The 26952-nt window shown below is 71.9% G+C and carries 24 protein-coding genes and 1 tRNA gene; 15 read left to right on the top strand and 10 right to left on the bottom strand.

What is annotated here, in order from left to right; genetic code table 11:
- The first annotated feature begins 35 nt into the window (after window positions 1–35).
- The 4 genes from B9O00_RS16130 (at window position 36) to B9O00_RS16115 (ending at window position 6211) form a co-directional block, all read left to right on the top strand.
- Complete coding sequence (locus B9O00_RS16130) at window positions 36–3188, top strand: efflux RND transporter permease subunit (protein WP_085123725.1); 3153 nt, start codon at window positions 36–38, stop codon at window positions 3186–3188.
- Between the two features lie 41 nt (window positions 3189–3229).
- On the top strand, window positions 3230–4711 hold the full coding sequence (locus tag B9O00_RS16125; protein ID WP_200808541.1) for an efflux transporter outer membrane subunit: 1482 nt from the start codon (window positions 3230–3232) through the stop codon (window positions 4709–4711).
- 173 nt (window positions 4712–4884) lie between these two features.
- Entirely contained in the window at window positions 4885–5493 is a 609-nt protein-coding gene (locus B9O00_RS16120; protein ID WP_143596254.1) for a hypothetical protein, read from the top strand.
- Between the two features lie 58 nt (window positions 5494–5551).
- Entirely contained in the window at window positions 5552–6211 is a 660-nt protein-coding gene (locus tag B9O00_RS16115; protein ID WP_143596253.1) for a hypothetical protein, read from the top strand.
- 126 nt (window positions 6212–6337) lie between these two features.
- On the opposite strand, the gene B9O00_RS16110 is transcribed toward B9O00_RS16115, so the two are convergent.
- A complete protein-coding gene (locus tag B9O00_RS16110; RefSeq protein ID WP_085123722.1) occupies window positions 6338–6886 on the bottom strand; it encodes a PAS domain-containing protein in 549 nt (182 codons plus the stop codon).
- A 161-nt stretch (window positions 6887–7047) separates the two neighbouring features.
- Here B9O00_RS16110 and B9O00_RS16105 point away from each other — a divergent pair, with 161 nt between their 5' ends.
- From B9O00_RS16105 to B9O00_RS16090, 4 genes are read left to right on the top strand one after another with little or no spacing between them, the layout of a single operon-like run.
- Window positions 7048–7695: a TetR/AcrR family transcriptional regulator gene (locus tag B9O00_RS16105; RefSeq protein WP_200808540.1), complete on the top strand. Its 648-nt coding sequence runs from the start codon at window positions 7048–7050 to the stop codon at window positions 7693–7695.
- Window positions 7692–8207, top strand: coding sequence for a hypothetical protein (locus B9O00_RS16100; protein WP_085123721.1), 516 nt, complete (start codon window positions 7692–7694; stop codon window positions 8205–8207). The genes B9O00_RS16105 and B9O00_RS16100 overlap by 4 nt, the downstream gene beginning before the upstream one ends.
- Window positions 8208–8227: 20 nt before the next feature.
- Window positions 8228–9832, top strand: a complete 1605-nt coding sequence (locus B9O00_RS16095; RefSeq protein WP_085123720.1) for an FAD-dependent monooxygenase — start codon at window positions 8228–8230, stop codon at window positions 9830–9832.
- Between the two features lie 52 nt (window positions 9833–9884).
- Window positions 9885–10568, top strand: coding sequence for an outer membrane protein (locus B9O00_RS16090; protein ID WP_085123719.1), 684 nt, complete (start codon window positions 9885–9887; stop codon window positions 10566–10568).
- Window positions 10569–10590: 22 nt separating this feature from the next.
- On the opposite strand, the gene B9O00_RS16085 is transcribed toward B9O00_RS16090, so the two are convergent.
- Window positions 10591–10667 (bottom strand) — tRNA-Arg (locus B9O00_RS16085).
- 352 nt (window positions 10668–11019) lie between these two features.
- Here B9O00_RS16085 and B9O00_RS16080 point away from each other — a divergent pair.
- From B9O00_RS16080 to trhA, 3 genes are all read left to right on the top strand, one after another.
- Window positions 11020–12357, top strand: coding sequence for a DEAD/DEAH box helicase (locus B9O00_RS16080; RefSeq protein ID WP_085123718.1), 1338 nt, complete (start codon window positions 11020–11022; stop codon window positions 12355–12357).
- 131 nt (window positions 12358–12488) lie between these two features.
- Entirely contained in the window at window positions 12489–12698 is a 210-nt protein-coding gene (locus B9O00_RS16075) for a cold-shock protein (RefSeq protein WP_085123717.1), read from the top strand.
- Between the two features lie 95 nt (window positions 12699–12793).
- Window positions 12794–13462, top strand: a complete 669-nt coding sequence (gene trhA / locus B9O00_RS16070; protein WP_085123716.1) for a PAQR family membrane homeostasis protein TrhA — start codon at window positions 12794–12796, stop codon at window positions 13460–13462.
- Window positions 13463–13573: 111 nt separating this feature from the next.
- Here trhA and B9O00_RS16065 read toward each other — a convergent pair whose 3' ends face one another.
- Together B9O00_RS16065 and pip are read right to left on the bottom strand one after the other, a co-directional pair.
- Window positions 13574–14122 (bottom strand): acyloxyacyl hydrolase, encoded by a 549-nt coding sequence (locus B9O00_RS16065; protein WP_085123715.1) that lies wholly within the window; start codon window positions 14120–14122, stop codon window positions 13574–13576.
- Window positions 14123–14299: 177 nt separating this feature from the next.
- The gene (gene pip, locus B9O00_RS16060) at window positions 14300–15247 is read right to left on the bottom strand and encodes a prolyl aminopeptidase (RefSeq protein WP_085123714.1); all 948 of its coding nucleotides are present in this window, start codon (window positions 15245–15247) and stop codon (window positions 14300–14302) included.
- 224 nt (window positions 15248–15471) lie between these two features.
- Here pip and B9O00_RS16055 point away from each other — a divergent pair, with 224 nt between their 5' ends.
- Both B9O00_RS16055 and B9O00_RS16050 read left to right on the top strand, forming a co-directional pair.
- A complete protein-coding gene (locus B9O00_RS16055; protein WP_085123713.1) occupies window positions 15472–16269 on the top strand; it encodes a thermonuclease family protein in 798 nt (265 codons plus the stop codon).
- Window positions 16266–18158 (top strand): adenylate/guanylate cyclase domain-containing protein, encoded by a 1893-nt coding sequence (locus B9O00_RS16050; protein ID WP_085123712.1) that lies wholly within the window; start codon window positions 16266–16268, stop codon window positions 18156–18158. The genes B9O00_RS16055 and B9O00_RS16050 overlap by 4 nt, the downstream gene beginning before the upstream one ends.
- On the opposite strand, the gene B9O00_RS16045 is transcribed toward B9O00_RS16050, so the two are convergent.
- From B9O00_RS16045 to B9O00_RS16020, 6 genes are all read right to left on the bottom strand, one after another.
- Window positions 18112–18996, bottom strand: coding sequence for an RNA polymerase factor sigma-32 (locus B9O00_RS16045; protein WP_085123711.1), 885 nt, complete (start codon window positions 18994–18996; stop codon window positions 18112–18114). The two genes, B9O00_RS16050 and B9O00_RS16045, sit on opposite strands and share 47 nt — an antisense overlap.
- A 123-nt stretch (window positions 18997–19119) precedes the next feature.
- Window positions 19120–19920 (bottom strand): hypothetical protein, encoded by an 801-nt coding sequence (locus B9O00_RS16040; RefSeq protein WP_085123710.1) that lies wholly within the window; start codon window positions 19918–19920, stop codon window positions 19120–19122.
- A 261-nt stretch (window positions 19921–20181) separates the two neighbouring features.
- Window positions 20182–20679, bottom strand: coding sequence for a CarD family transcriptional regulator (locus B9O00_RS16035; RefSeq protein ID WP_085123709.1), 498 nt, complete (start codon window positions 20677–20679; stop codon window positions 20182–20184).
- A 371-nt stretch (window positions 20680–21050) separates the two neighbouring features.
- Window positions 21051–21389, bottom strand: coding sequence for a ferredoxin FdxA (gene fdxA / locus B9O00_RS16030; RefSeq protein WP_085123708.1), 339 nt, complete (start codon window positions 21387–21389; stop codon window positions 21051–21053).
- Window positions 21390–21436: 47 nt separating this feature from the next.
- Window positions 21437–21895, bottom strand: a complete 459-nt coding sequence (locus tag B9O00_RS16025) for a tellurite resistance TerB family protein (RefSeq protein WP_085123707.1) — start codon at window positions 21893–21895, stop codon at window positions 21437–21439.
- An 83-nt stretch (window positions 21896–21978) separates the two neighbouring features.
- The gene (locus B9O00_RS16020; RefSeq protein ID WP_085123706.1) at window positions 21979–23622 is read right to left on the bottom strand and encodes a lysine--tRNA ligase; all 1644 of its coding nucleotides are present in this window, start codon (window positions 23620–23622) and stop codon (window positions 21979–21981) included.
- A 152-nt stretch (window positions 23623–23774) separates the two neighbouring features.
- Here B9O00_RS16020 and B9O00_RS16015 point away from each other — a divergent pair, with 152 nt between their 5' ends.
- Window positions 23775–24053 (top strand): hypothetical protein, encoded by a 279-nt coding sequence (locus tag B9O00_RS16015; protein WP_085123705.1) that lies wholly within the window; start codon window positions 23775–23777, stop codon window positions 24051–24053.
- Between the two features lie 81 nt (window positions 24054–24134).
- Entirely contained in the window at window positions 24135–26927 is a 2793-nt protein-coding gene (locus B9O00_RS16010) for an ATP-dependent DNA helicase (protein WP_085123704.1), read from the top strand.
- Window positions 26928–26952: the final 25 nt, after the last annotated feature.

Here is a 26952-nt window from a genome sequence, read left to right as displayed (position 1 = left end):
GCCCCAGGCTGCAGAGCGTCCAAGGATCCGCCGTCATGGCCCGTTTCTTCATCGACCGGCCCGTCTTCGCCTGGGTCATCGCGATCATCATGATGCTGGCCGGCGGCCTGTCGATCACCCAGCTGCCGATCGAGCAGTATCCCGAGATCGCGCCGCCCTCGGTGCGCATCTCCGCGAGCTACCCCGGCGCCTCGGCCGAGACGCTCGAGAACACCGTGACCCAGGTGATCGAGCAGCAGATGAACGGGCTCGACCACCTGCGCTACATGTCCTCGAACAGCGATTCGAGCGGCAACGCGCAGATCACCCTGACCTTCGATCCCGGCGTCGATCCCGACATCGCCCAGGTCCAGGTCCAGAACAAGCTGCAGCTGGCGACCCCGCTGCTGCCCGACGCGGTGCAGCAGCAGGGCATCAGCGTCACCAAGTCGAACGGCAGCTTCCTGATGGTGATGGGCTTCGTCTCCGACGACCCCGCGACGCCGCAGACCGACATCGCCGACTTCGTCGCCTCGACGATCCAGGACCCGATCAGCCGCGTGAACGGCGTCGGCAGCGTCACCCTGTTCGGCGCCCAGCACGCCATGCGCGTCTGGCTGGACCCGGACAAGCTGACCAGCTACGGCCTGACCATCGCGGACGTCTCCTCGGCGATCAAGGCCCAGAACGCCGAGGTCTCGGCCGGCCAGATCGGCGGCGCGCCCTCGGTGCCGGGCCAGCAGATCAACGCGACGATCATCGCCCAGACGCGTCTCAAGACGCCGGAGCAGTTCGCCAACATCCTGGTCCGGGTCAACACCGACGGCTCGCAGATCCGCCTCAAGGACATCGCCCGGGTCGAGATGGGCGCCGAGTCCTACAACACGGTGGCCCGCTACAACGGCCGTCCGGCGGCCGGCGTCGGCATCAACCTCGCGACCGGTGCCAACGCGCTCGACACCGCCAGTGCGGTGCGCCAGCGGATCGCCGAGCTGGAGCCCTTCTTCCCGGCCGGCTACCACGTCGTCTATCCCTACGACACGACGCCCTTCGTCAAGATCTCGATCGAGGAGGTGGTCTTCACCCTGCTCGAGGCGATCGGCCTGGTGTTCTGCGTGATGTTCCTGTTCCTGCAGAACATCCGCGCGACCCTGATCCCGACGATCGCCGTGCCGGTGATCCTGCTCGGCACCTTCGGCGTGCTCGCCGCCTTCGGCTACTCCATCAACACCCTGACGATGTTCGGCATGGTGCTGGCCATCGGCCTGCTGGTCGACGACGCCATCGTCGTGGTCGAGAACGTCGAGCGGGTGATGGCCGAGGAGGGCCTGTCGCCCAAGGAGGCGACGCGCAAGTCGATGGACCAGATCACCTCGGCCCTGGTCGGCATCGCCCTGGTGCTGGCCGCGGTCTTCGTGCCGATGGCCTTCTTCGGCGGCTCGACCGGCGCGATCTACCGGCAGTTCTCGATCACCATCGTCTCGGCGATGGCGCTGTCGGTCTTCACCGCCCTGGTGCTGACGCCGGCGCTCTGCGCCACCATGCTGCGCCCGGCCAAGCAGGCACATCACGAGAAGCGCGGCTTCTTCGGCCTGTTCAACCGCGGCTTCGACGCGCTCAACCGCTTCTACCGGGGCAGCGTCGGCCACGTCATCGGGCGGCGCTGGCGCTACATCCTGATCTACCTGGTCGTCGTCGGCCTGCTCGGCTTCCTGTTCCTGCGCCTGCCGACCTCGTTCCTGCCGAACGAGGACCAGGGCATCATGTTCGCCCAGATCACGACGCCGCCGAACGCCACCCAGGAGCGCACGATCGAGGTCCTGAAGAAGGTCGAGGACCACTTCCTCAACGCCGAGTCCAAGGACGTCAACGGCCTGTTCACCGTCGCCGGCTTCTCGTTCAGCGGCCGCGGCCAGAACGCCGGCATCGCCTTCATCAACCTCAAGGACTGGTCGCAGCGCACCGGCGCCGGCGACAGCGTCTTCGCCATCGCGGGCCGCGCCATGGCCGCCTTCTCGCAGATCCGCGAGGCGCAGATCTTCGCCTTCACGCCGCCCTCGATCATCGCGCTCGGCAACGCCACCGGCTTCGACTTCCAGCTGGTCGACCGCGGCGGCCGCGGCCACGCGGTGCTGATGCAGGCGCGCAACCAGCTGCTCGGCATGGCCGCGCAGAACCCGAACCTGGTCGCTGTCCGGCCGAACGGCCTCGAGGACACGCCGCAGTTCCGCATCGAGGTCGACCAGGAGAAGGCGAGCGCGCTCGGCCTCGCGATCTCCGACGTCAACTCGGCGGTCTCGACGGCCTGGGGCTCGTCCTACGTCGACGACTTCATCGACAACGGCCGGGTCAAGAAGGTCTACCTGCAGGCCGACGCGCCCTACCGCATGCTGCCCGGCGACCTCGACCGCTGGTATCTGCGCAACAGCGCGGGCGAGATGGTGCCCTTCTCGGCCTTCGCGACCTCGCACTGGACCTATGGCTCGCCGCGCCTGGAGCGCTACAACGGCAACTCCTCGGTCGAGATCCTCGGCCAGCCGGCGCCCGGCGTGTCCTCGGGCGAGGCGATGGCGGCGATGGAGCAGCTGGCTTCCAAGCTGCCCCCGGGCATCGGCTACGAGTGGACCGGTCTGTCCTACGAGGAGCGGCTGTCCGGCGACCAGGCGCCGATGCTCTACGCCCTGTCGCTGCTGGTCGTGTTCCTCTGCCTCGCCGCGCTCTACGAGAGCTGGTCGATCCCGATCTCGGTCATGCTGGTCGTGCCGCTCGGCGTGCTCGGCGCGGTCGTCGCGGCGATCTGGCGCGACCTGCCGAACGACGTCTACTTCCAGGTCGGCCTGCTGACCACGATCGGCCTGTCGGCCAAGAACGCCATCCTGATCGTCGAGTTCGCGCGCGAGCTCTACGACCAGGGCATGGACCTGCTCGACGCGACCATCGAGGCGGCGCGCCAGCGCCTGCGGCCGATCGTCATGACCTCCATGGCCTTCTCGCTGGGCGTGCTGCCGCTGGCGATCAGCACCGGCGCGGGCGCCGCGAGCCGGATCGCGATCGGCACCGGCGTGCTCGGCGGCATGATCTCGGCGACCCTGCTGGCCGTGTTCTTCGTGCCGCTGTTCTTCGTGCTGATCGTCCGCAACTTCTCGCGCAAGCGCCGCGGCGAGGAGACGGACGCGGCTGGCGCAGCCGGCGATCCGGCGACCTCGTGACGCGCCGCTCCGCCCTGACGGAAGCCCCGACGGAAAGACCGATGATGACGAAGCGAACCCTCGCCGCCTGCACCGCGCTGAGCCTGCTGCTCGGCGGCTGCTCCCTGATCCCCGACCTCGAGATGCCCGACCTGCCGGTGCAGGGGCTCTGGCCGAGCGGCCCGGCCTACGAGAAGGCCTCGGCCAACCAGCCCGCCGCGCCGGACCAGGAGACCCTGGCCGATCTCGGCTGGCGCGAGTTCTTCCGCGATGCCCAGATGCAGTCGCTGATCGCCAGGGCGCTGGCCAACAACCGCGACCTCAGGGTCGCGGCGCTCAACGTCGAGAAGGCGCGCGCGACCTACCGGGTCAGCCGTGCCGACCTCTACCCGGAGATCGACGCCGGCGGCTCCGTGGCGCCGCAGCGCACGGCCAAGGACCTGAGCGGCACCGGCCAGGCGAAGACCTCGACCGAGTACCAGGCCAACCTGGGCATCAGCGCCTTCGAGCTCGACCTCTTCGGCCGCATCCGCAGCCTGAACGAGCAGGCCCTGGAGCAGTACTTCGAGACCGAGGAGGCCCGGCGCGCCACCCAGATCTCGCTGATCTCGGAGGTCGCCTCCGCCTACCTGACGCTGCTCGCCGACCGCCAGCTGCTGGCGCTCACCGAGGATACGCTGACGGCTCAGCAGCAGACCTATGAGCTGACCGTCAACCAGTTCAACCAGGGCCAGGCGACGCAGCTCGACGTCGCCCAGGCGCGCACCTCCGTGGACACGGCGCGCGCCAACAAGGCGCTCTACATCCGCAACGTCGCCCAGGACCGCAACGCCCTGCAGCTGCTGGTCGGCGAGCCGCTGGCCGACGACTTCGCGGGCAAGGCGCCGGCGATCCAGACCGGCGACTTCATGACCGACCTGCCGTCCGGCCTGCCCTCGGGCCTGCTGCTGCGCCGGCCGGACGTGCGCGAGGCCGAGCACGCGCTGCGCGCCGCCAACGCCAACATCGGCGCGGCGCGCGCCGCCTTCTGGCCGACGATCAGCCTGACCGCCAACGCCGGCTTCGCCAGCGGCCAGCTGACCGACCTGTTCGCCGGCGGCTCGGGCGCCTGGCTGTTCAATCCCTCGATCAGCCTGCCGATCTTCGACGCGGGCCGCAACGAGGCCAACCTGGAGAGCGCCAAGGTCGACGAGAAGATCGCGGTCGCGCAGTACGAGAAGGCGATCCAGACCGCCTTCCGCGAGGTGGCCGACGCGCTGGCCGCGCGCGGCACCTTCGACGACCAGATCGCCGCCCAGCAGAGCCTGGTCGACGCCACCCAGCAGTCCTACGATCTCTCGGTGCTGCGCTTCCAGCAGGGCCTGGACAGCTATCTGACGACGCTGGATTCCCAGCGCACGCTCTACAGCGCCCAGCAGACCCTGATCTCGCTGGAGGAGCAGCGCCTGGCCAACCTGGTGACGCTCTACCAGGTGCTCGGCGGCGGCGTCGGCGAGACCCGCAGCACGGTCGCGACCAGCCGCGCGATCCCGACGATCGACTGAGCGGAGACGGCGCGCCCCGGCGCGCCGCCTGCCAGCCTCGCCGAGCCGCACGACCGCTGCAGCCACGCCCGGGTGCGGCAGCCCGGCTGCGCCGGCGCGTCCCCTGCGTCTTGCATCGCGGTGGCGGGTCGCGGACAATCGGGGCGGGCGCAACCGGGGGGCGTGGGGGACGGATGAGGGGATTTCTGGCCGCGGCGATGCTCGTCGTGCTTTCGGCCTGCGCGCACCAGATACCGACCACGGCGTCGCCGGCGAGCGACTTCGCCAGTTCCCGCACCGACAAGATACCCGGGCACTGGCTGGCCACGATCCAGCCGGGCGGCTTGGCGAGTCCCGCCGAGTTCGTCGGCCATGCCTGCGGCGCCCACCGCTATTGGCTCGACGCGACGGCGGCCTACGCCGAGTCGCTGCGCGGCACCCTCAAGGCGGTCTTCCAGGAGGTCGAGTTCGCGCCCTACGAGCCGAGCGGGGTGCCGGCGGGCGCCAGCGGCGTGATCCGCGTCGAGGGCACGACGATGAAGCCCGAGATGCTCTACTTCGACGGCCTCTGGTCGGGACGCGTCGAGGGGCGGGCGCGCTTCGACGCCCGGGTCGCGGTCGACGGGCCCGGCGGGCGCCTGTTCGGTGGCCACGTCGAGGGCAAGGGCACCGGCAAGGCCGACGGCATCTGCCTGGCCGCGATGCCCGCCCTGTCGGCGGCGGTCTCGGCGGGCATGCACGACATGATGGAGGATCTCGGCGAGCGGCTGCTCGACGCGCCGAAGCTGCGCGCGGCCTCCTAGCCGGCCGGCCGCGCCGCGGTTCGATCACAGTTCGGGAACGAGGAAACCCAGGGGGGGCATGATGAGGGGAATCCTGGCTTTGGCGGTGCTGGCCGTGCTGTCGGCCTGCTCGCACGACGTCTATACGCCGGTCACGCCGGCGACCAACATCTACAGTTCCTATACCGACAAGATCCCGGGCCACTGGCTGGCGACGGTCGAGCCGCCGGCGACCGGCGGGACGATCAAGGTCACGGGCTACATCTGCTCGGCGCACGACTTCCCCCTGACCGCGGACACCGCCTACCTGGAGTCGGTCCGCAAGACGCTGCTCAACGTCTTCGAGGAGGTCGAGACCGTGCCGGCCGAGCCGCTCGACAAGGAGGCCGAGACGCTGCGCACCGCGGGCGCGCTGGGCCTGATCCGCGTCGAGCACGCGGCCATCGAGCCACGGGTCACCTTCGTTCCCGGCTTCTTCGTCGGCACCGCGCAGGCCGACGCCGACATGTCGGCGCGCGTCACCGTCGACGGGCCGGACGGCCGCCTCTACGGCAGCAAGGTCGACGGCCGCGGCTCGGCGACCAGCGACGGCGAATGCAATGCCGGGGCGCCGGCGCTCAGCCAGGCGATCTCCAAGGCCATGCTCGACATGATGGAGGATCTCGGCGAGCGGCTGTCCAACGCCGAGCAGCTGCGCAGCCTGCCCAAGACCCAGGCCTCCTCGGCGCCGACCTCCTAGAGCCCGAGCCGATCGCATCGAGGCGATAGGATCAGCGACCCGGTCTCTGGTCCAGATCATATAGTCGGAGCAGATTCAGACGACCTCATGGGATCGCAGCGCGATTCCATGAGGTCGCCATCCGCTCTAGACCATCGGCCCGACCGGCATCGCGACCCGGTCGGGGCCGTCGCCGAGCAGGCGGTAGAGCGCCATGCCGAGCAGGGCGTCGATGGCCGCGCCGCCGCGGCTCATCGGCAGCAGCAGCACGTCGTAGCGGACGTAGTCGCGGTCCTGCCAGACCAGGGTCTGGCGGCGCAGGCAGAGCTCGCCGGCGAGCGCCCGCTCGTAGTGCTCCCAGACCATCGGGTGCTCGCTCCGCGCGATCAGGGACGAGAGGCTGCGGCCGGTGATCTCGCCCTCGATCTGGGGGATCGCCGTGCCGACCAGCCGGAAGGCGATGTCGAAGGGCGCGCCCTCCAGCCGATCCATCAGGAAGAGGTTGGGCAGCAGCGGCGCCAGCTCCTCGGGGTGGAGACGGGTGCGGTCCAGGACGCCGCCGGGGCCGACCCGCTCTCGCCAGTAGCCGAGCAGCGTCCGCATCGGCTCATAGAAGGCGTCCCGGAGAACCGCGGCGAGGTTGGCCGGCCGGCAGATCAGCACCTGCTCGCCGACGTTCCGCTGCCGCGCCTGCATCGCTGACCCTCGCCTGCCGGAGTTGCCGGGCCGCCCTGAGACGATCGCCGATCCTGACCGATCGGCCGGCCCGCCGCCAGAGGCGGCATTGTCCGACCGTGCTCAATTGACTTTACGATCGTAAAGTGATTTATCACGGATCGGATCAACGGCCAGCACCCATGTCGACCTCCCGCAGCTACCAGAGTCCGCTTCGCGAGGCGCAGGCCGCCCTGACGGCCGAGCGCATCCTCATGACGGCGAAGGACTACCTGGAGCGGCACGACATCGAGAGCCTGACGCTGCGCCGCGTCGCCCGCCTGTCGGACGTCTCGGCGCCGACCGTCTATGCGCACTTCCCGACCATGGACGACCTGGTCGGCGCCTTCTTCCACTGGCTGAAGCCGCGGCTCGCCCTCGACCGGCCCTTGCCGCCGCTCGATCGGCTGCACGAGGTGCCGGCGCTGCTGTTCCCGCGCTACGAGGCCCACGGCGCGCTGCTGCGCAACCTGATGAACAAGCCGTCCTGGGACCGCCAGCGGCTCAAGGACCGCGGTTCGCGCCACGGCGGCTGGATCGAGACGATCGGCGCCGAGCTGCCGGGCCTGACGCCCGAACAGCTGCGTCGGGCCGCGCTGTCGATCGCCTCCTACTGGGGGCCGACCCACTGGCGCTGGCTCAGGGACACCTGCGGCTACGGGCCGGAGGAGGCCCGGCGCGTTGCCGCCTGGGGCATCCAGGCGCTGGTCGGGGCCGTCCGGCGCGACCCCTCCGGCCTCGACTTCCCCGCCGAACCCACCCTGTCACACCAGCCAGAGGAGCGACCGTGATCCACCATTTCTCCCTGCCGGCGCGCGACCCGCGCCGGGTCGCCGAGGTGCTCGCCGAGCTGATCGGCGGCCGTGCCTACCGCTTCACGGGCCCGCTGCCCGGCGCCTTCATGGCGGTCAGCGGCGACGCGCACGGCACGATGATCGAGGTCTATCCCGAGACCGCGGTGCTGGCGCCCGGCGAGGCCGACCAGCCGGTCGTCTTCCGGACCGTTCCGACCGAGGCCGAGGGGGCGCCGCGGCTCGGCGCCTTCCACGTCCTGCTGTCGGTGCCGCTCGACCGGGCGGCGATCGAGCGCATCGGCGCCGCCGCGGGCTGGCGCACGCGGCTGTTCGGACGGGGCGCGCCGGGGCAGCCGCCGGTGTTCAGCGTCATCGAGGTCTGGGTCGAGAACCGCATCATGCTCGAGGTCGCGCCCGCCGACATGATCGCGACCTACGAGAGCTTCATGCAGCCGGCGCGCCTCGATGCCCTCGGCCTGGGCGCGGCCCCGGCCGAGGCGGCGCGCTAGCCGCAGGGCGGGGACGGGACATGAGCCAGAGGCAGGAGCCGGCCGTCCTCGTCGTCGGCGCCGGTCCGACCGGGCTGACGCTGGCCGTCGCGCTGCGGCGCTACGGCGTGCCGCTGCGCATCGTCGACAAGGCCGAGCAGCCGACGACGCAGTCCAAGGCCCTGGCGATCTGGAGCGCCAGCATGGAAGGCCTTTCCGGCCTGGGCGTCATGCCCGAGCTGCTGGCCGCCGGCACGCGCCTCCACGCCCTGCGGGTCAGCCACGGCCGGCGCCCGCCGGCGACGCTGGCCGCCGGCGTCGGCATCGACAGCGCCTATCCCTTCCCCCTGCTGGTGCCCCAGGCCCGCACCGAGGCCGTGCTGATCGGCCGCCTGGCGGACCTCGGGGTCGCGGTCGAGCGTGGCGTCGAGCTGGTCGGCCTGGAGCGGGACGCGGACGCCGCCACCGGCTTCCTGCGCCACCCCGACGGCAGCGTCGAGGAGCTCAGGGTGCCCTATCTCGTCGGCTGCGACGGCGCCCGCAGCCGCGTTCGCCAGGCCCTCGACATCCCCTTCGAGGGCGTGACCGAGCCCGGCGTGATGGTGCTCGGCGACATCCGCCTGACGGGCGGCGACCTCGACCGGCATGGCATCTACCTGTCCTGGACGCGGGCCGGGCTGCTCGCGCTCTTCCCCTTCGGCGACGACCGCTGGCGGCTGTTCGCCCGCCGCGATCCGGACCGGGGCGAGGCGCCGCCGAGCCTCGAAGAGCTGCAGGCCTACGTCGACCGCCGGGGGCCGGCTGCGCTGCGCCTCGAGGATCCGACCTGGCTCGCCGCCTTCAAGGTCAACGAGCGGCTCGCCGCCCGCTATCGCCTCGGCCGCTGCTTGCTGGCCGGCGATGCCGCGCACATCCACAGCCCGGTCGGCGGGCAGGGCATGAACACCGGCATCCAGGACGCGATCAACCTCGGCTGGAAGCTCGGGCAGGTCCTGAGCGGCCTCGGCGACCCCGCGGTGCTGCTCGACAGCTACGAGGCCGAACGGCGGCCGACGGCGGCGCGGGTCGTCGCGAAGGCCGGTGGCCGGCACCGCATGCTGATGAAGAGCGGGTGGCCGGCGCTCCTTGCGAGGGATCTCGCCGCCAGGCTCGCCGGCCAGGTCCCGGCCGTCCAGCGGCGGATCCAGGTCGAGTTCTCGGCGACCGAGGTGGTCTACCGCGAGGGCCCGCTGGTCCGTCTGGGCGCGCCGCCGCGCAGGGCCGGCCACGGCGACGTCGGCGGGCGCGCGCTCGATACCGTCTTCGTCGATCCGGCGACCGGCGAGGAGCAGGGGCTCTGGGGCCGGCTCGGCCGGCCCTGCCACACGCTGCTGCTGTTCGAGGACGCGGGGCGCAGCGTCGTGCCCGCTGCCCTGCTGGAGCCGCTGGCCGGACGCCTGGCCGTGCTGCGCCTGGACGCCCGGTCGGACCCGCGGGGCCGGGCGCGCGCCCGCTACCGTCTCGACGGTCCCGGCTGGGTGCTGGTCCGCCCGGATCTGGTTGTCGCGGCCCGCGGCGGGCCGTCGGAGCTGGGTCGGCTGGAGGGCTATCTCGCGGCCGTGCTACAACCGTCGGACCCGGAGGCGGCCGGCCGGGCCGCCGCCTGACCGGGGGGGCCGCCCGCCCGCTGCCGCAGGTCCAGGAGATGGGGACAGACCGATGCATATCACCGTGAGGATGGCCGGAACGCTCGCCGCCCTGGCGGCGGCGCTGCTGCTGACGCCGGCGGCGGCGCGCGCCCAGGGCGCCGGCAGCAGCTTCGACTGGTCGGGCGCCTATGCCGGCGTCCATGCCGGCTGGCTGTGGGGCCAGGTCGACTACCATGAGCCGGACTTCGCCGGCTTCGCGATCAGCCCGGACCTGGACGGCTTCCAGGGCGGCCTGCTGGCCGGCTACAACCACCAGATCCGGCGCTTCGTGCTCGGCGCCGAGCTCGACGGCGGGCTCGGCACGGCGGACTTCGGCTCCGGCGAGTCGGGCGGCAACGGCTACTCGGCCTTCGATCTCGACTGGAACGCCCACGCCCGCGGCCGCGTCGGCTACGCCTTCGAGCGCACGCTGGTCTTCGTCGCCGGCGGCCTGGCGGTCGCCCGGCTGAAGATCGACGACACCGACCCCGGCTTCGGGGAGGACCGCTCGACCAGCGTCGGCTGGACCATCGGCGGCGGCGTCGAGCAGGCGATCACCGACAACCTGGTGCTGCGCCTGGAGTACCTCTACGACGACTACGGCCACGCCAGCTATACGATCGACTCGCCGGCGGGACCCTTCTTCCCCTCCTACCAGGCCGAGACCGACCTGACCGCCCACACCCTGCGCGCGGCCGTCGCCTGGCGGTTCTAGCGGCGCTCGTCGAGGGTGAAATTGGCGTCCCCGACAGGATTCGAACCTGTGACCTACGGATTAGGAATCCGTTGCTCTATCCTGCTGAGCTACGGGGACGCTGCAGGTGACGCAGATAGCAGAAAGCGGCGCGCCCCGCCAGCCGGCTGCGGCCGCCGCCGGATCGGCCCGTCGGTCGTCCGCGCCGATAGTTCTTGACGCACTGCACAATAACCCCTATCTCAGCGTCAGATTTGTTCGCGAAAGCGCGAGAGCGGCGCGCGCCGCCGGAGAGGGTCGGGAATTCCCGAAGCTTCATCCGGGCATGCCAAGGCAGCGGCACCGCATTCCCGAGTAGATCTGACGACCAACCGTCTTTCGGCCGCTTTCGCGCGCGGCCGTCGGATCAAAGGGCCGCCCGCCATCATCGCCCGAGAGGCACCGGCCGGCCGCCCCGAGGATCTCTTTACCCTTGAACACCTCCAAGTTTGCGGAGCTCGGCCTCGCCGGCTCCCCGCTCGCTGCCCTCGCCAAGCTGGGCTTCGAGACTCCGACCCCTATCCAGGCCAAGGCGATCCCGCTGGTCCTGGACGGCGGCGACCTGATCGGCATCGCCCAGACCGGCACCGGCAAGACCGGCGCCTTCGGCCTGCCGCTGATCCAGGCGCTGGCCGCCGGCCGGCCCGTCGGCAAGAAGCCGCGGGCGCTGATCCTGGCGCCGACGCGTGAGCTCGCCGTGCAGATCAACGACAGCCTGGCCGGCTTCGCCCAGGGTCTGCCGCTGCGCAGCGCCCTGATCATCGGCGGCGTCAGCCGCGGCGGGCAGGCGCAGCGCCTGCACCGCGGCGTCGATATCGTGATCGGCACCCCGGGCCGCATCGTCGACCTGATGCAGGGCGGCGAGCTGAAGCTCGACGCGGTGACGCACTTCGTCCTCGACGAGGCCGACCGGATGCTCGACCTCGGCTTCATCGGCGACATCCGCAAGATCGCGGCGCGCCTGCCGGCGCAGCGCCAGTCGCTGCTGTTCTCGGCGACCATGCCGAAGGCGGTCGAGAGCCTGGCCCACTCGCTGCTGCGCGAGCCGCGCCGCATCGAGGCGACGCCGGTCTCCAGCGCGCCGGTCAAGATCGAGCAGCAGGTCTACTTCGTGCCGATGGCCAAGAAGCGCGACCTGCTGAGCGACCTGCTCGGCGATCCGGCGATCGAGCGGGTCATCGTCTTCACCCGCACCAAGCACGGCGCCGACCGTGTCGTGAAGCACCTGGAGCAGCGCGGCATCGAGGCCGACGCGATCCACGGCAACAAGAGCCAGAACGCGCGCCAGCGCGCGCTCGGCCGCTTCCGCGACGGCCAGGCCCGGGTGCTGGTCGCCACCGACATCGCGGCGCGCGGCATCGACGTGCAGGGCATCACTCACGTCGTCAACTTCGACCTGCCGAACGAGCCCGAGAGCTATGTGCACCGGATCGGCCGCACGGCCCGCGCCGGCGCCACCGGCATCGCGCTGTCGTTCTGCGACGGCTCGGAGCGCGGCTATCTCAAGGACATCGAGAAGCTGACCGGCCAGCGGCTGGTTGTGGCCAACGACGTCGATCCGCGCGACCTGCCCCAGGAGGCCGCGCCGGCCCGCCGGGGCCAGGGCCAGGGTCAGGGGCGGGGCCAGCAGGGCCGGAACCAGGGCGGCGGCTCGAAGGTTGCCTTCCGGCAGGGCGCCGGCCAGTCCGACCAGGGCAAGCCGGACGGCAGCGGCAAGCGCCGTCCGCGCAACCGGCGCCGCCCGGGCGGCCCGGCGCGCCGCGCGGCCTAGCGTTCGGTTCCGGGATACGGCCCCCTGGCGGGCCGTATCCCGAACGCCGGATCACGCCGGGGGCGACGCGTCCCTGTGCCGCGTCGCGGTCGGGCACGAGAGTCCCACCACCAGAGATCGGAGGAATCCGCATGCCCAGTGGCACCGTCAAATGGTTCGACGCGACCAAGGGCTTCGGCTTCATCGAGCCGGATGCCGGCGGCAAGGACGTCTTCGTCCATGTCAGTGCGGTCGAGCAGGCCGGCCTGCGCAGCCTGAACGACGGCCAGAAGCTCGAGTACGAGCTGGAGACCGACGCCAGGCGCGGCCGCACCTCGGCCGCCAACCTCAAGCCGCTCTGAGCCGGCGACGGCGGGGCCGGACAGGCCCCGCCGTCGTCTGATGCGACCACCGGAAGCTTGTCCGCGGCCTCGGCCGGGGGCAAGCTTTCGTCGTCATGGGCGCCCGCAGCGACGACGAGACCGGCCTGTTTCCGCGCTACAGCGCCGGCGAGCGCGCCGCCGACCTGGTGGTCCATGTCCTCGGCGTGCTCGGCGCCCTGGCCGGCGGCCTGTGGCTGCTGCTCGGCCCGGGCCTGGAGCACGACCTCGGCACCTGGCTGACGCTGCTCGCCTACGCGCTGGGCCTGTCCGGCGGGCTCGGCGCCTCGGCGGCCTACAACCTGACGCCGCCGGGCCGGCGCAAGGAGCTGCTGCGCCGGCTCGACCATGCGATGATCTATTTCCTGATCGCCGCCAGCTACACGCCCTTCGCCTTCGAGCGCATCCCGGCGCCGCTCGGCCCCTGGCTCGGTGCCGGGGTCTGGGCCGCGGCACTGCTCGGCATCGCGCTCAAGCTCGGCTTCCCGCGCCGCTACGAGCGGCTCGGCCTGGCGCTCTACCTGGCGATCGGCTGGGCCGTGCTGCTGGCGATCGGCCCGCTCGTCGAGTCGGTGCGGCCGGTGACGGTCTGGCTGCTGCTGATCGGCGGCGGGCTCTACACCGCCGGCTCGCTGTTCCACAACCTGCGGCGCCTGCCGTTCCACAATCCGATCTGGCACGGCTTCGTGCTGGTCGCCGCGGTGCTGCACTTCCTCGCCGTCACCCTCGAGGTCGCGCTGGCGTGACGCCGCCGCCTGCCGCATCGGGCCGCCGGGCCCCGGCCGACGAGAAAGGCCCCGCCGCGGGCTGCGGCGGGGCCTGAATTCTCGGGGTGGCGGCCGGCCGGCCGCCGCCGCTCACTTCATCATCGAGAAGAGATTGCCGAGCGGCAGGTAGTAGTTGACCGTCGCGACCTCGACACCCGGGTTGTGGTCGCTCCAGGCGCCGCTGTTCGACAGGTGGGCGATGCCCAGCGTCAGGCGCGAGGTGTCGTCGAAGCGGTAGCCGAGCTCGGCCTTGGAGCGGAACTCCAGCGGATAGCCCAGGTCCTTGCCGTCGCCCTTGGCGTAGTAGCCCGGCGCGAAGCTGCCGGTCAGCACGACATGGTCGCCGAAGTAGACGTCGACCGCGACGCCGGCGCCGATCCAGAAGCTGCCGTCGCTGGTCCCGAAGGTCGCGACCATCGGCTTGAAGACGCCGAACAGGCCCTCGCTGTGCCGATACTCGGCGCCGAACGAGCCGGCGGGCTCGTCGCCCTTGACCACGTCGAAGTAGCCGCCGTTCAGCACCAGGAAGGACGAGGTGTCCTTCGAGAAGGAGATGTCCTGTGCCTGTGCCGTCGGGGCTGCCAGAGCGAGCAGCGAACCGGAAAGAGCGGCCAGCGCCGCCACCAGAAACTTCTTCACGTCGATTCCCCCTCAGGCGGTCCCCTGGACAAGATCAGCGGCAGTGTACTGATGTCGCCGCGCAGAGCAAGTCCTTGTGTACTCGGGCCTTTGCTTAAATTCCGTTAGTGTTGCCCGCCTGCGACGCCGGGCCGCGGCCGCCGGCAAGCTTCCCGGCCGGGGCGAACGACCGCGCGATCAGACACTCTTGAGGCGTTCCGTCGCGGCGACCAGCGCCCGCCGGATGCCCGGCTCCATCGCCGAGTGGCCGGCGTCGGGCACGATCTGGAAGCTCGCCTCCGGCCAGGCGTCGTGCAGGTCGGAGGCGGTCACCGGCGGGCAGACGCAATCGTAGCGGCCCTGCACGATGACCGCGGGAATCCGGCGGATCCGTCCGATGTTCTCGATCAGGGCGTTGGGCGGCAGGAAGATGCGGTTCTTGAAATAGTGCGCCTCGAGCCGCGCCAGGCCGAGCGCCATGCGGTCCTCGCCGAAGGCGGCGACGGTCTCGGGGCTCGGCAGCAGGGTCGAGCAGGCGCCCTCGTAGACGCTCCAGGCGCGTGCCGCGGGCAGGTGCACCTTGGGGTCCGGATCCATCAGCCGGCGGTGGTAGGCCTCCAGCAGGTCGCCGCGCTCGGCTTCCGGGATCTCGCCGGCGAAGGCCGCCCAGGCGTCGGGGAACATCTGGCGGATGCCGTAGAGGAACCACTCCAGCTCGCTGTCCCGGCACAGGAAGATGCCGCGCAGGATCAGGGCCGTGACCCGCTCGGGGTGGGCCTGGGCATAGGCCAGCGACAGGGTCGAGCCCCAGGAGCCGCCGAACACGTGCCAGCGCTCGATGCCGAGCCGCTCGCGCAGCCGCTCGATGTCGGCGATCAGCGCCTGGGTGGTGTTGCCCTCGGTCTCGCCGAGCGGCCTCGAGCGGCCGGCGCCGCGCTGGTCGTGGATGACGATGCGGTAGTGCGCCGGGTCGAAGAAGCGGCGATGGTCCGGGGCCGCGCCGGCACCCGGTCCGCCGTGCAGGAACAGCACCGGCGCACCGTCGGGCCGGCCGGACTGCTCCCAGTAGAGCTCGTGCGGCGGATCGACGGCCAGCCGGCCCGTCTCGTAGGGCTCGATCGGCGGGAAGAGGTCGCGGGCGGCCATCGGTCCTCCGTGGCGGGACTGGCGTGGCGGGGCAGGGCACGGCGGCAGCCGGCCCCCGGTCGGGCACGCCGCGGCGCTCTTATAGCCCGGCCGTCGCGGGCGGTCAGCCCCCAGGGCCGATGGGTGTGGCCGATGGGCGTGGCCGATGGGCGTCGCCGATGCCCGGGCCCGACACCCGCGGGCCGCTGGTGCAAGGACGGCGTCTGACCCTGTAGAGTGCCGCGATGTCGCCGCTTCGCCCCCTGACGCTGCTGCTGCTCGCGACGGCGGTCCCCGTCCCGGGGGCGCGGGCCGCCGCCGACGCCCTGCCGCCCGGCTTCGTCGCCGGCGAGACGGTGCGGCCGGTCGAGGCGCTCGACGGCGACACCCTGCGGCTCGCCGACGGCCGCGAGCTGCGCCTGGCGGTGATCGAGGCGCCGAAGCGGCCGCTCGACGTCGCCGCCGACCGGCCCTGGCCGATCGCCGATGCGGCCCGCTCGGCGCTGGCCGAGCTGGCCCTGGAGCGCGACTGGTCGCTGGTGCCGGCGGGCACGCCGCGCGACCGCTACGGCCGGCTGCTCGGCCATCTGGTCGACGCCGAGGGCACCTGGCTCAACGGCGAGCTGGTGGCGGCGGGCCTGGCGCGTGCGGTCAGCCGGGCCGACCTGAGGCTCGGCGCCCGCCGCCTGCTGGAAATCGAGCGGCTGGCACGCGCCCGGCGGCTCGGGCTCTGGAGCCTCCAGGCCTACCGGGTGCTGCCCGCCGAGGAGGCGCGCTTCGGGCTCAACCGCTTCGCCCTGGTCGAGGGCCGGGTGCTGGCCGTGGCGACCGTGCGCGGGCGGACCTATCTGAACTTCGGAGAGGACTGGCGGACCGACTTCACGGTGAGCCTGGAGCCGGCGGCCCGGCGCCTGTTCGAGCGGGAGGGTGTCGATCTTGAGAACTATCAGGGCCTGCGGCTCCGGGTGCGCGGCTGGCTCCAGCCGGTCAACGGCCCGATGATCGAGGTCACCCACCCGGAGCAGCTCGAGGTGCTGGAATGAGCGTTGTTCCCGTGCCGGAACGACGCTTCCTCCGGCGCATCCGCCTGTCGATCGCCAGCGTCCTGACCCTCGGCCTGGGCAGCCTGATGCTGGCGGCGCTGGCCGCCGTGGCCCTGGTCACCCTGGGCGCCTCGGAGCGCAACACCACCGACCTGCTGCGCAAGTTCTCCGAGGTCACGATCGGCTCGATCAACCTGCAGGTCGAGCGCTATCTCAGCAACGCGCGGCGTCAGGCGACCTTCGTCGCCGACGCCATCGCCTCCGGCCGCGTTCCGCTCGCCGGCGGCGACAGCCTGACCGAGCTGGTCGAGGGGTCGATGGGCGGCGTGCCCCAGGTGCGCGGCATGGCCGTGTTCACGGCGGACGGGCAGGAGCTGCGGATCGGCCGCTTCGGCAGCGACGTGCGGGTGGAGCGCGGCGACTGGCGCAGCGATCCGGTCGTGCGGTCCTTCATGCAGCGGATGCGGGACGGCGAGGGACAGGACCAGCGCACGGTCGTCTGGGTGCCGGAGTTCGGGGAGGCGACGGTCGCGGTCGATGCGCCGATCCGGAAGGACGGCGAATTTCTGGGCGCGGTCTCCTCGGTGGTCGGCCTGACCGACCTCTCGGCCTTCCTGCACGAGCTCTCGCACGAATACGACGGCACGGCCTTCATCCTCTACGGCCGCGACCAGGTGCTCGCCCATCCGACGCTCTCCGGCGGCATGCGCGGGACCAGCCTGCAGCACCCCCTGCCGACCCTCACCGAGATCCAGGACCCGGTGCTCGGCCACATCTGGGATGACCCCGACGACACGCTGAACGACCTGCTCGCCGGCACCGACCTGTCGGGCCATACCGTCGAGGTCAAGGGCGAGCTGATGGTCTACGTCTACCGCCAGGTCGAGGGCCTGAGCGTGAAGCCCTGGCTGATCGGCGCCTACTTCAAGGGCGACGCCGTCGCGGCCCCGGTGAAGCGGCTGATCGGCTCGGCCATGGTGGCCGGCGGGATCGTGCTGCTCTCGCTGATCCTCGCCGTGCTGATCGGCCGTGCCATCGCCCGGCCGATCAAGGGCCTGGCCGCCTCGGCGACGGCGATCGAGGGTCTCCAGTTCGACCGTGTGCCGGCGCCGCCGAGCAGCTTCTTCCGCGAGCTCGACGTCGCCGGCCAGAGCTTCGAGGCGATGCTGGCGGGCCTCCGGCTGTTCGAGACCTACGTGCCGAAGCGCCTGGTCGAGCGGCTGATGACCCGCGGCGTCGCCGCGACGCACAGCGAGACCCGTGAGGTCACGGTGCTGTTCACCGACATCGTCGGCTTCACCGGCCTGGCCGAGAACCTGCCCGCGGACAGCGCCGCGGCCTTCCTGAACGGCCATTTCGGGCTGCTCGGCAGCTGCATCGAGGCCGAGGACGGCACCATCGACAAGTACATCGGCGACTCGGTCATGGCCTTCTGGGGGGCGCCGCTCGACCAGCCCGACCACGCCGCGCGGGCCTGCAGGGCGGCGCTGGCGATCGCCGGGGCGATCACCGCCGACAATGCCCGGCGCGGCTCGGCCGGCGAGCCGCCGGTGCAGCTGCGCATCGGCGTGCACAGCGGCCCGGCGATCGTCGGCAACATCGGGGCCCGCGGCCGGGTCAACTACACGCTGGTCGGCGACACGGTGAACACGGCCCAGCGGCTCGAGGGCCTGGGCCGCGAGTTTCCCTCGGCCGACGACGTGCAGGTGCTGATCAGCGGCGACACCCGCACCTTGCTCCCCGAGGGCTTCGTCAGCGAACCGCTGGGCCGGGTGCAGCTGCGCGGGCGCAGCGGCGACACGCTGGTGTTCCGGCTCCGCGCCGGGCCGCCGGCGCTGCCGCTCAGTCCTCCATCAGCAGGTCGGACGGCAGGGTCGAGTTCTCCATGATCGCCTTGCGCAGCTTGCCGAGCGCGCGATGCTCGAGCTGGCGCACCCGCTCCTTGCTGACGCCGAGCCGCTGGCCGAGCTCCTCGAGGGTCGCGCCCTCGTCGGTCAGGCGGCGGGCCTCGATGATCGTCCGTTCGCGCCGGTCGAGACGGCCCAGCGCCGCGCTCAGCCAGCGGCTGCGGACCGCGCCGTCGTGGCTGACGACGATGTGCTCCTCGGGCGAGGGACGCTCGTCGGACAGGAAGTCCTGCCATTCGTCGTCGCCTTCCTCGCCGATCCCGGCGTTGAGCGACTGGTCGCTGGCCGAGAGCCGCGACTCCATGGCCTCGACCTCGGCGACGTCGACCTTCAGCGCCGCGGCGATCTTGGCGCGGCCGGCCTGGCTCAGGCGCTCGCCGCTGGCCTCCTCGATCTGCGCGCGCAGGCGGCGCAGGTTGAAGAACAGCGACTTCTGCGCCGCGGTCGTGCCGGTGCGCACAATCGACCAGTTGCGCAGGATGAAGTCCTGGATCGCCGAGCGGATCCACCAGGTCGCGTAGGTCGAGAAGCGGATGTCGCGCTCCGGCTCGAAGCGCGCGGCCGCCTGCATCAGGCCGACCGAGCCCTCCTGGACCAGGTCGCTCATCGGCAGGCCGTAGTGGCGGAACTTGGCGGCGACGGCGACCACGAGGCGCATGTAGCTGCGGGTCAGCTGGTGCAGCGCGCGCTCGTCGCCCTGCTCGCGCCACGCCCGGGCCAGCGCGAACTCGCGCTCGCGGGACAGCAGCGGCTCGGCCATCGAGCGCCGGATGAAGCCGGCATTGGCGCGCTGCGCCTCGGCTGTTTCGATCAGAGCCATGGGCACGCTCCTCGCTGAGGTTCCAAGACCTCTTACGGAGCACGGCACGGCTTGGTTCACCGGATGGGGCAGGGCCGGCGATCACTCTGTCGTGAACTGGCCCGGCCGATCACCGGGCCGGCCTCAGGCCTCCAGCGTCTCGAGCAGCTCGCCGCCGAGCGCCAGGCAGCCGGCGAGCAGCGGTCCGCCGAAGCCGCAGCCGCCGTCGAGGGTCACGGTGAAGGGGCTCTCGACCAGGCCGGGATGGCTGCGCTCGAAGCCGCGCACGATGCGGCGGTAGCCGCCGTAGGGCTGCGTCAGGCCGGCGAAGCCGGCACCGCCCCACCAGAAGGAATCGCGCTGCGCCTCGAGCGGCCGGCTGGGGTCGAGGCCGGCGTTGACGAACAGCAGGCCGCCGTCGTCGGTGAAGGCGGCCCGGCGCAGCGCGCCGAACACCTCGAAGTGGCCGCCGTGCGCCTGGATCGAGGCGCGCAGCTGCTGAGTCCAGCGGGTGATGCCGACGACGCCGGTCGCCGCCTGCCTGCGCGCCTCCTCGACCGAGCCGCCGTAGGCCTCGAGGGTCGCGCCGACGCCGTTGTCGAGCATCCAGTCGAGCACCGCCTTGGGGTCGGTGGCGAACTGCAGCTGCAGCAGCTTCTGCCACATCTCCTCCTGGCCGCCGCGCAGCAGCACGACATGGGCGGCCTCGGCCGGCTCGACGGCCATCACGGCCCGGCGGAACAGCAGCACCTCGTCGAGCGTCTCGGCGACCGCGGCGCCGTGGCCGAGCAGGTTGCCGAGGTAGACCAGGCGGTCGCCGGGCTGCAGCCGCGGCCACAGCAGGTCGTGCAGCCGGCGCAGGCGCTCGGCCTCGCCGTGCACCGAGGCGACGGCCCAGACCCGTCGGGCCTGCGGCAGGGTGGCGAAGATCGGGCGGTCGCTCATGCTGCGGCTGCTGGGGGTCCTGCGCGGCTCGGAACGGTCGGTCGAGGGGGGACCGGCGCGGCGCGGTCCCGGGACAACATGATCGGGAGCCCGGCGGTTCCGTACAAGCCTCCCGCGCGAAGATTGCCGGCCGGGCGCGGCGACGGCGTGGCGAACAAGCGGAAAACGCGAGGGCGCGGGCCACTTCCGCGGCCCGCGCCCTCGATCGCTTCTCGCCTCGTCCTGCGGCAGGCCGTCGCAGGCTGCCGCGGCCGGAGGCCGTCAGGCCGCCTTGAGCAGCTTCTCGAGCTTCTCGGCGGCCGCGGCCTCGTCGATCTTCTCGACGGCCGCGAGCTCGCGCGCCAGACGGTCGAGCGCCGCCTGGTACATCTGCCGCTCCGAATAGGACTGCTCCGGCTGGTCGTCGCCGCGGTGCAGGTCGCGCACGACCTCGGCGATCGACACCGGGTCGCCGGAGTTGATCTTGGCCTCGTACTCCTGGGCGCGGCGCGACCACATGGTCCGCTTGGCGCGGCTGCGGCCCTTCAGGGTGGTCAGGGCGGTGTCCATCATCTTGCGCGAAGACAGCCGGCGCAGCCCGGAGTTGTGGGCCTTCTCCACGGGGACGCGCAGCGTCATGCGGTCCTTCTCGAACTTGATGACAATCAGCTCGACGGTGACCTCGGCGATCTGCTGGGTTTCGATCCCGGTGATCTTGCCGACGCCGTGCGTGGGATAGACAACGTAATCACCTGTGGAGAACTCGAGCTTCTTCGACATGAGGGGTTCTGGACTCCGTTGCTCTATTCGGTCTGTCCGGGCGAGTGGACCGCCTGGACGCGGTGGCGTTCCACCGTCGTCTCCGGACGGCACAAAGACCGACGGAGCGCCTGTGGTGGCCACGGAGCACCCTGGTCGATCGTGCCGGCTCGGCGAGAACGGATGGCGACGCCCAATCCTGAAGACGACGCTCTGCCGGGTGCTTTCGCACCACAATTGAACATTACCAATATACTACATGATGCGGTGCAATACAACACGCAGGGCTCATGGGCGCCATGCGCCCCGCCCGGCCCGCCGCACCGCGGAGCGGGCCGGAGAGCGATGTCGCCGGCGCCGGCGTCAATCGGTCGCCGACGCCCGCCGGTGGGTCAGGAGCCCTGACCGGGATTCGCGCTAAAAAACTTGTCGTACTTGTTGTCGACGCCCTTGAACTCCTCGGCGTCGGCCGGCGGCGTTCCCTTGCGGTTGATGTTCGGCCAGCTCTCCGAATACTGCTTGTTCAGCTCCAGCCACTTGTCGGCCTCCGGATCGCTGTCGGGCAGGATCGCCTCAGGCGGACACTCGGGCTCGCAGACGCCGCAGTCGATGCACTCGTCGGGGTGGATGACGAGCATGTTCTCACCCTCGTAGAAGCAGTCCACCGGGCAGACTTCCACGCAGTCCATGTACTTGCACTTGATGCAGGCTTCCGTAACGATATACGTCATCGAGCGTTCTCCTGAGCGACCGGCGCGCCTTGACGGCGGCGGCGATCCTAATCCTCCAATCCGAGCCGGGAAAGCACGCGTTTGCGGGCCGAGCCACTATCGCGGTCGCTGACGTAGAGCAGCCCGGCGACGCGGCGCATCAGGCTGGCCTCGTGGTCGTGCAGCTTGCCGTCGGCATAGACGACTTCCCAGAGGTCCTCGATGAGGGCGATGCGACCCTCCTGGTCGAGGCCGTCCTTGAGCTGCCGCGCCATGCCGTAGAGCTCGACCTGATCGGCGGCCTGCGCCGCCGCCCGGTCGAGCAGGGCCTCGGCGTCGCCCTGTGACAGATCGAAGCGCCGGGCCAGCGACGCGGCGATCACGCGCCGCTCCTCGCCGTCGATCCGGCCATCCATGATCGCCGCCTCGGCGAGCAGCGCCGCGGCGGCGCGGTGCAGCCGGCTGCGCAGGCCGGTCGGCGCCTCGTCGGGGCGGGCGGTCAGGATGGCTTTCAGGCGTTCGAGCATCGCGTCCGGGTTATCAGGGCTGCGCCGAAACGGCAATGCCGCGCGCCGCCGAATCGCTCGGCCGGCGCCCTCGGCGGCAGCGGTCAGCCCTGCAGATGGGCATTCCCGGCCGAGCCCGCCAGACCGCCCGCTAGCTCGCCGGCCAGGGCGCGGCCGATCAGCGCCCGGCTCTCCGGGAGGCCGTAGAGAGCGAAGAACGAGCCGAGGCGGGGGCCCTGCTCCTGGCCGAGCAGGATCTCGTAGCAGGCCTTGAACCAGTCGCGCAGGCCGGGGAAGGCCTCGGCGTGGCGCTTGCCGACCTCGTAGACGGCGTTCTGGATCGTCTCGGGATCGGCGTGGACCGGCAGGGCCTCCAGCTCCTGCAGCAGCTCCTGCAGCGCCGCGGCCTCGGCCCCGGCCGGCCGGCGGTAGGCCTTGGTCGGCAGCACGAAGTCCCGGTAGTAGGCGATGGCGTAGCCGACCAGCTTGTCGAGCAGCGGGTCGCTCTCGGGCGTCGCCTCCGGCGCGTAGCGGCTGATGAAGCCCCAGAGCACGGCCTTGTCCTCGGCGTTCGCGGTGCCGACCAGGTTGAGCAGCAGCGAGAAGGAGATGTCGGTCTTCTCGCCGGGCTGCGACTCCGGCAGCGCGCTGTGGATGTGCCAGGCCGGGTTCTCGAGCCGGCGCGCCGGCTCCTCGGCCGGCAGCGCCGCCAGGTGCTTCAGGTAGTCGTCGACGGCGCGCGGGATGACGTCGAAGTAGAGCCGCTTGGCCGCCCGCGGCTTCTGGTACATGAACAGGGCCAGGCTCTCGGGCGGGCCGTAGCGCAGCCACTCGTCGACCGACAGGCCGTTGCCCTTGGACTTCGAGATCTTCTTGCCTTCCTCGTCGAGGAACAGCTCGTAGTTGAAGCCCTCCGGCGGCCGGCTGCCCAGGATCGAGCAGATCCGGCTCGCCAGCTTCACCGAATCGATCAGGTCCTTGCCGGACATCTCGTAGTCGACGCCGAGCGCGTGCCAGCGCATGCCCCAGTCGGGCTTCCACTGCAACTTGCAGTGACCGCCGGTCACCGGCAGCTCGGTCCGGGCGCCGTCCTCGTCCTCGAAGACGATCGTGCCGGCCGTGGCGTCGTGCTCCAGGATCGGCACCTGCAGGACCCGGCCGGTCCTCGGCGAGATCGGCAGGAAGGGGCTGTAGCTCTGCTGCCGCTCCTCGCGCAGGCTCGGCAGCATCACCTCCATGATCTCGTCGTAGTGGCCGAGCACGGCCAGCAGCGCCTGGTCGAAGCGGCCCGAGCGATACCAGTCGGTCGAGGACTGGAACTCGTACTCGAAGCCGAAGGAATCGAGGAAGCGCCGCAGCATGGCGTTGTTGTGGTGGCCGAAGGATTCGTACTGGCCGAAGGGATCCGGCACCTGGGTCAGCGGCTCGTGCAGGTGCCCGGCGACCAGCTCCTTGTTCGGGATGTTGTCCGGCACCTTGCGCAGGCCGTCCATGTCGTCGGAGAAGCAGAACAGCCGGGTCGGGATGTCGCTCATCCGCTGGAAGGCCTGGCGCACCATGGTCGTGCGCACGACCTCGCCGAAGGTGCCGATGTGCGGCAGGCCGGAGGGGCCGTAGCCGGTCTCGAACAGCACGTAGCCCTTGTCCGGCGTCCTGCCGCCGGTGCGCTCGATCAGCTTGCGCGCTTCCTCGAACGGCCAGGCCCGTGCCTCGAGCGCCAGATCGCGCTCGTCTCGACCCTCTGACATCTTCCGCTTCCTCGAATACCTGTCGACAGGCCGGCGAAGCTAGGCAGCCGGCCCCGCCCCGTCAACGCGCGAGGCGCGCCCGGCCGCGGCCGACACGCAGCTGTCATGCGATTCCGCTAGCCTCGGCCTCCGTCCGGCCCCGGGAGACAATCATGGCGACGTTCAAGGCCCACATGCTCGCCGCCGACACCGGCGGCGAAGGCGTCTACGCGTTCGACGCGCCGGACGGCCTGCTGCAGCAGACGCCGGCGCGGGTCGTGCGCCACTTCATGGAGCGGGTCGACCGCTCCCTGCTGCCCCACGAGCACGTCGACTACGAGCTCAACGCCGCCCTGAAGAACGCCGAGAAGGGCGTGGTCACGGCGATGGGCAGCCTGATCCTGGAGCGCCAGCCGCCGATCCCCTTCCTGCTGATGATCTCGGCGCACTGATCCGCGCCGGCCGGTCCGGCGCCGGCCCGGGTCCGGGCGCCGCCCTGGCCAGACTCGACAGGCTGCCTATACTGCGGCGCGATGAGCGCCAGCGACACGGTGGAGACCCACGGCCCGGCTCCGGCGGAGCCGGGCAACGGCCCGGCTGCCCTGGTCGCCGGCCGCGGCCAGGCGCTCTGGCTGAGCAGCGACGGCGAGGTCGAGCTGCTCGGTCCCCGCGAGGCCGCCGAGCGCGCCGCCGCCGAGCCGCCGCTGCTCTGCCACGCGCCGGCGACGGCCCGCCGGCTCGGCCTGGAGCGCCTCGCCGGCTACGACCTCCTGGAGCTCTTCGCCTTCGTGCGGCCCGCCGCCTTCTGCGCGCCGACGCCGCGCGGCCTCGCCCTGTCGCTCGGCCTCGCGCCGCCGCACAGCCTCGACGAACGGGCGTTGACCCTGGGCCTCGCCGCCGACCAGCTGCTGCGCGAGATGGCGGCGCGCGGCTTCGAGGACCCGGCGGCCCGCGGCATCGCCTTCACCATGACCCGCGGCGGCTGGCTCTGGGGACCGCCGCTGCTGCGTGCGCTCGGCACCGGCGCGACCGCTGCGGAGGCGGGCGAGGCGCCGCGCGCCGGCCAGGGCTACGCGGTCTGGGAGCGCATGGCCGAATGGAGCGAGCACGCGCCGCCGAGCCAGCCCTCGGCCCTGCCGGTCGAGCCGGCCGCGGCCCGGCGGCGGCTCGCCGAGCTGGTCGGCGAGGAGGCCGAGGTCCGGCCGCAGCAGGCCGACTACGCCGAGGCGATCGCCCGCGCCTTCGCGCCGCGCGAGCGCGAGGGGGCGCCCAACCTGGTGCTCGCCGAGGCCGGCACCGGCGTCGGCAAGACGCTCGGCTACATCGCGCCGGCCAGCCTCTGGGCCGAGCAGAACGAGGGCGCCGTCTGGCTGTCGACCTACACCCGCAACCTGCAGCGCCAGATCGACGACGAGCTGGCCCGGCTCTACCCGCAGCCCGCCGAGAAGCGGCGCCGGGTCGTCGTGCGCAAGGGCCGGGAGAACTACTTCTGCCTGCTGAACTACGCCGAGCAGGCGCGCTCGGTTGCGCTCAAGGGGGGCGAGACGGCGATCGGCCTCGGGCTGATGGCGCGCTGGGCCGGGGCGACGCGCGACGGCGACATGGTCGGCGGTGACTTCCCCGGCTGGCTCGCCGACCTGATCGGCCGCGGCCGCTCGCTGGGCCTGACCGACCGGCGCGGCGAGTGCGTCTTCTCAGCCTGCGAGTTCTATCGCAAGTGCTTCATCGAGAAGTCGGTGCGCCGCGCCCGCCAGGCCCGCATGGTCGTCGCCAACCATGCCCTGGTGCTGATCCAGGCGGCGCTCGGCGGCGACGAGGACGGTCAGGTCCCGGCCGAGATCGTGTTCGACGAGGGCCACCACCTGTTCGATGCCGCCGACGGCGCCTTCGCCGCCCACCTGAGCGGCCTCGAGGCCACGGAGCTCAGGCGCTGGCTGCTCGGCGCCGAGGGCCGGCGCAGCGCCTCGGCGAGCCGCCTGCGCGGCCTCAAGCGCCGGCTCGAGGACCTGGCCGCCGGCGACCCGGCGATCGAGGAGGCGCTCGACGAGGCCCTGCGCGCCGCGCGCGTGCTGCCCGGCGAGGGCTGGCACCAGCGCCTGGCGAACGGCAACGGCCAGGGGCCCACGGAGGCCTTCCTGGCGAGGGTCCGCCAGCAGGTGCTGGCGCGCGCCCGGCAGGCCGGCGAGGGCTATTCCCTGGAGTGCGAGACTGCGGCGCCGGTGGAGGGCCTGCTCGCGGCCGCCGCGGCCCTGGACGAGGCGCTGGAGCGCCTGGAGGCGCCGCTGGCGAGCCTGCGCAAGCGGCTGCTCGCCAAGCTCGACCAGGAGGCCGAGACCCTGGAGGGCGAGCTCCGGCGGCGCATCGACGGCGCGGCGCGCAGCCTGGAGAAGCGCGCGCTGCTGCCGGTCGGCGCCTGGCGCGGCATGCTGCGCAGCCTGGAGGAGGAGACGCCGCCGAGCTTCGTCGACTGGTTCGCCGTCGAGCGCATCGAGGGCCGCGAGATCGACGTCGGCTTCCGCCGCCACTGGCTCGACCCCAGCGAGCCGCTGGCACGCGCCGTGCTGTCGCGGGTCCAGGGCGCGGTCGTGACCTCGGCGACCCTGACCGACCGCAGCGAGAATCCCGAGGCCGACTGGCGCACCGCCGAGCAGCGCGCCGGCGTGCCCTACCTGGCGGCGCCGGCCCTGCGGGTGCGCGTCGACTCGCCCTTCGACTACCCGGCACTGACCCGGGTCTTCGTGGTCACCGACGTGCGCAAGGACGACATGGATCAGGTCGCCGCGGCCTTCCGCGAGCTGTTCCTCGCCGCCGGCGGCGGCGGGCTCGGCCTGTTCACCGCGATCTCGCGGCTCAAGGCGGTGCACGGCCGGATCGCCAAGCCGCTCGCCGAGCGCGGCCTCGACCTCTTCGCCCAGCATCTCGACGGGCTCGACGTCTCGACCCTGGTCGAGATCTTCCGGGCCGAGCCGGACTCCTGCCTGCTGGGCACCGACGCGGTGCGCGACGGCGTCGACGTGCCCGGCCGCGCGCTGCGCCTGATCGTCTTCGACCGCGTGCCCTGGCCGCGGCCGAGCCTGATCCACAAGGCGCGGCGCAGCGAGGCCGGCGGCCGCGGCTACGACGACCGCCTGACCCGCCTGAAGCTGCGCCAGGCCTTCGGCCGGCTGGTCCGGCGCGCCGACGACCGCGGCGTCTTCGTGCTGCTCGATCCGATGATGCCCTCGCGCCTGGCGACCGCCTTTCCCGAGGGCGTGCCCTTCGCCCGGGTCGGCCTGGCCGAGGCGATCGCCGCGACGGCGGCCTTCCTGGCACCGCAAGACGGGTAGGAGCGGGCGAGCCGGATGCACGCAT

Source organism: Tistlia consotensis USBA 355, from assembly GCF_900177295.1.
GTDB classification, from domain to species: domain Bacteria; phylum Pseudomonadota; class Alphaproteobacteria; order Kiloniellales; family DSM-21159; genus Tistlia; species Tistlia consotensis.
Note: the sequence above shows the minus strand (reverse complement) of the source record. Positions and strands in the feature narration are given on the sequence as shown.

Bases quoted from the DNA above. Each gene is read 5' to 3' on its own strand.
- pip (WP_085123714.1), bottom strand. From the start codon at position 15,247: ATGGCCGCCCGCGACCTCTTCCCGCCGATCGAGCCCTACGAGACGGGC.
- B9O00_RS16015 (WP_085123705.1), top strand. From the start codon at position 23,775: ATGGCGACGTTCAAGGCCCACATGCTCGCCGCCGACACCGGCGGCGAA.
- B9O00_RS16040 (WP_085123710.1), bottom strand. From the start codon at position 19,920: ATGAGCGACCGCCCGATCTTCGCCACCCTGCCGCAGGCCCGACGGGTC.
- B9O00_RS16090 (WP_085123719.1), top strand. From the start codon at position 9,885: ATGCATATCACCGTGAGGATGGCCGGAACGCTCGCCGCCCTGGCGGCG.
- B9O00_RS16050 (WP_085123712.1), top strand. From the start codon at position 16,266: ATGAGCGTTGTTCCCGTGCCGGAACGACGCTTCCTCCGGCGCATCCGC.
- fdxA (WP_085123708.1), bottom strand. From the start codon at position 21,389: ATGACGTATATCGTTACGGAAGCCTGCATCAAGTGCAAGTACATGGAC.
- B9O00_RS16130 (WP_085123725.1), top strand. From the start codon at position 36: ATGGCCCGTTTCTTCATCGACCGGCCCGTCTTCGCCTGGGTCATCGCG.
- B9O00_RS16035 (WP_085123709.1), bottom strand. From the start codon at position 20,679: ATGTCGAAGAAGCTCGAGTTCTCCACAGGTGATTACGTTGTCTATCCC.
- B9O00_RS16115 (WP_143596253.1), top strand. From the start codon at position 5,552: ATGATGAGGGGAATCCTGGCTTTGGCGGTGCTGGCCGTGCTGTCGGCC.
- B9O00_RS16020 (WP_085123706.1), bottom strand. From the start codon at position 23,622: ATGTCAGAGGGTCGAGACGAGCGCGATCTGGCGCTCGAGGCACGGGCC.
- B9O00_RS16045 (WP_085123711.1), bottom strand. From the start codon at position 18,996: ATGGCTCTGATCGAAACAGCCGAGGCGCAGCGCGCCAATGCCGGCTTC.
- B9O00_RS16110 (WP_085123722.1), bottom strand. From the start codon at position 6,886: ATGCAGGCGCGGCAGCGGAACGTCGGCGAGCAGGTGCTGATCTGCCGG.
- B9O00_RS16120 (WP_143596254.1), top strand. From the start codon at position 4,885: ATGAGGGGATTTCTGGCCGCGGCGATGCTCGTCGTGCTTTCGGCCTGC.
- B9O00_RS16095 (WP_085123720.1), top strand. From the start codon at position 8,228: ATGAGCCAGAGGCAGGAGCCGGCCGTCCTCGTCGTCGGCGCCGGTCCG.
- B9O00_RS16055 (WP_085123713.1), top strand. From the start codon at position 15,472: ATGTCGCCGCTTCGCCCCCTGACGCTGCTGCTGCTCGCGACGGCGGTC.
- B9O00_RS16125 (WP_200808541.1), top strand. From the start codon at position 3,230: ATGATGACGAAGCGAACCCTCGCCGCCTGCACCGCGCTGAGCCTGCTG.
- B9O00_RS16025 (WP_085123707.1), bottom strand. From the start codon at position 21,895: ATGCTCGAACGCCTGAAAGCCATCCTGACCGCCCGCCCCGACGAGGCG.
- B9O00_RS16075 (WP_085123717.1), top strand. From the start codon at position 12,489: ATGCCCAGTGGCACCGTCAAATGGTTCGACGCGACCAAGGGCTTCGGC.
- B9O00_RS16010 (WP_085123704.1), top strand. From the start codon at position 24,135: ATGAGCGCCAGCGACACGGTGGAGACCCACGGCCCGGCTCCGGCGGAG.
- trhA (WP_085123716.1), top strand. From the start codon at position 12,794: ATGGGCGCCCGCAGCGACGACGAGACCGGCCTGTTTCCGCGCTACAGC.
- B9O00_RS16105 (WP_200808540.1), top strand. From the start codon at position 7,048: ATGTCGACCTCCCGCAGCTACCAGAGTCCGCTTCGCGAGGCGCAGGCC.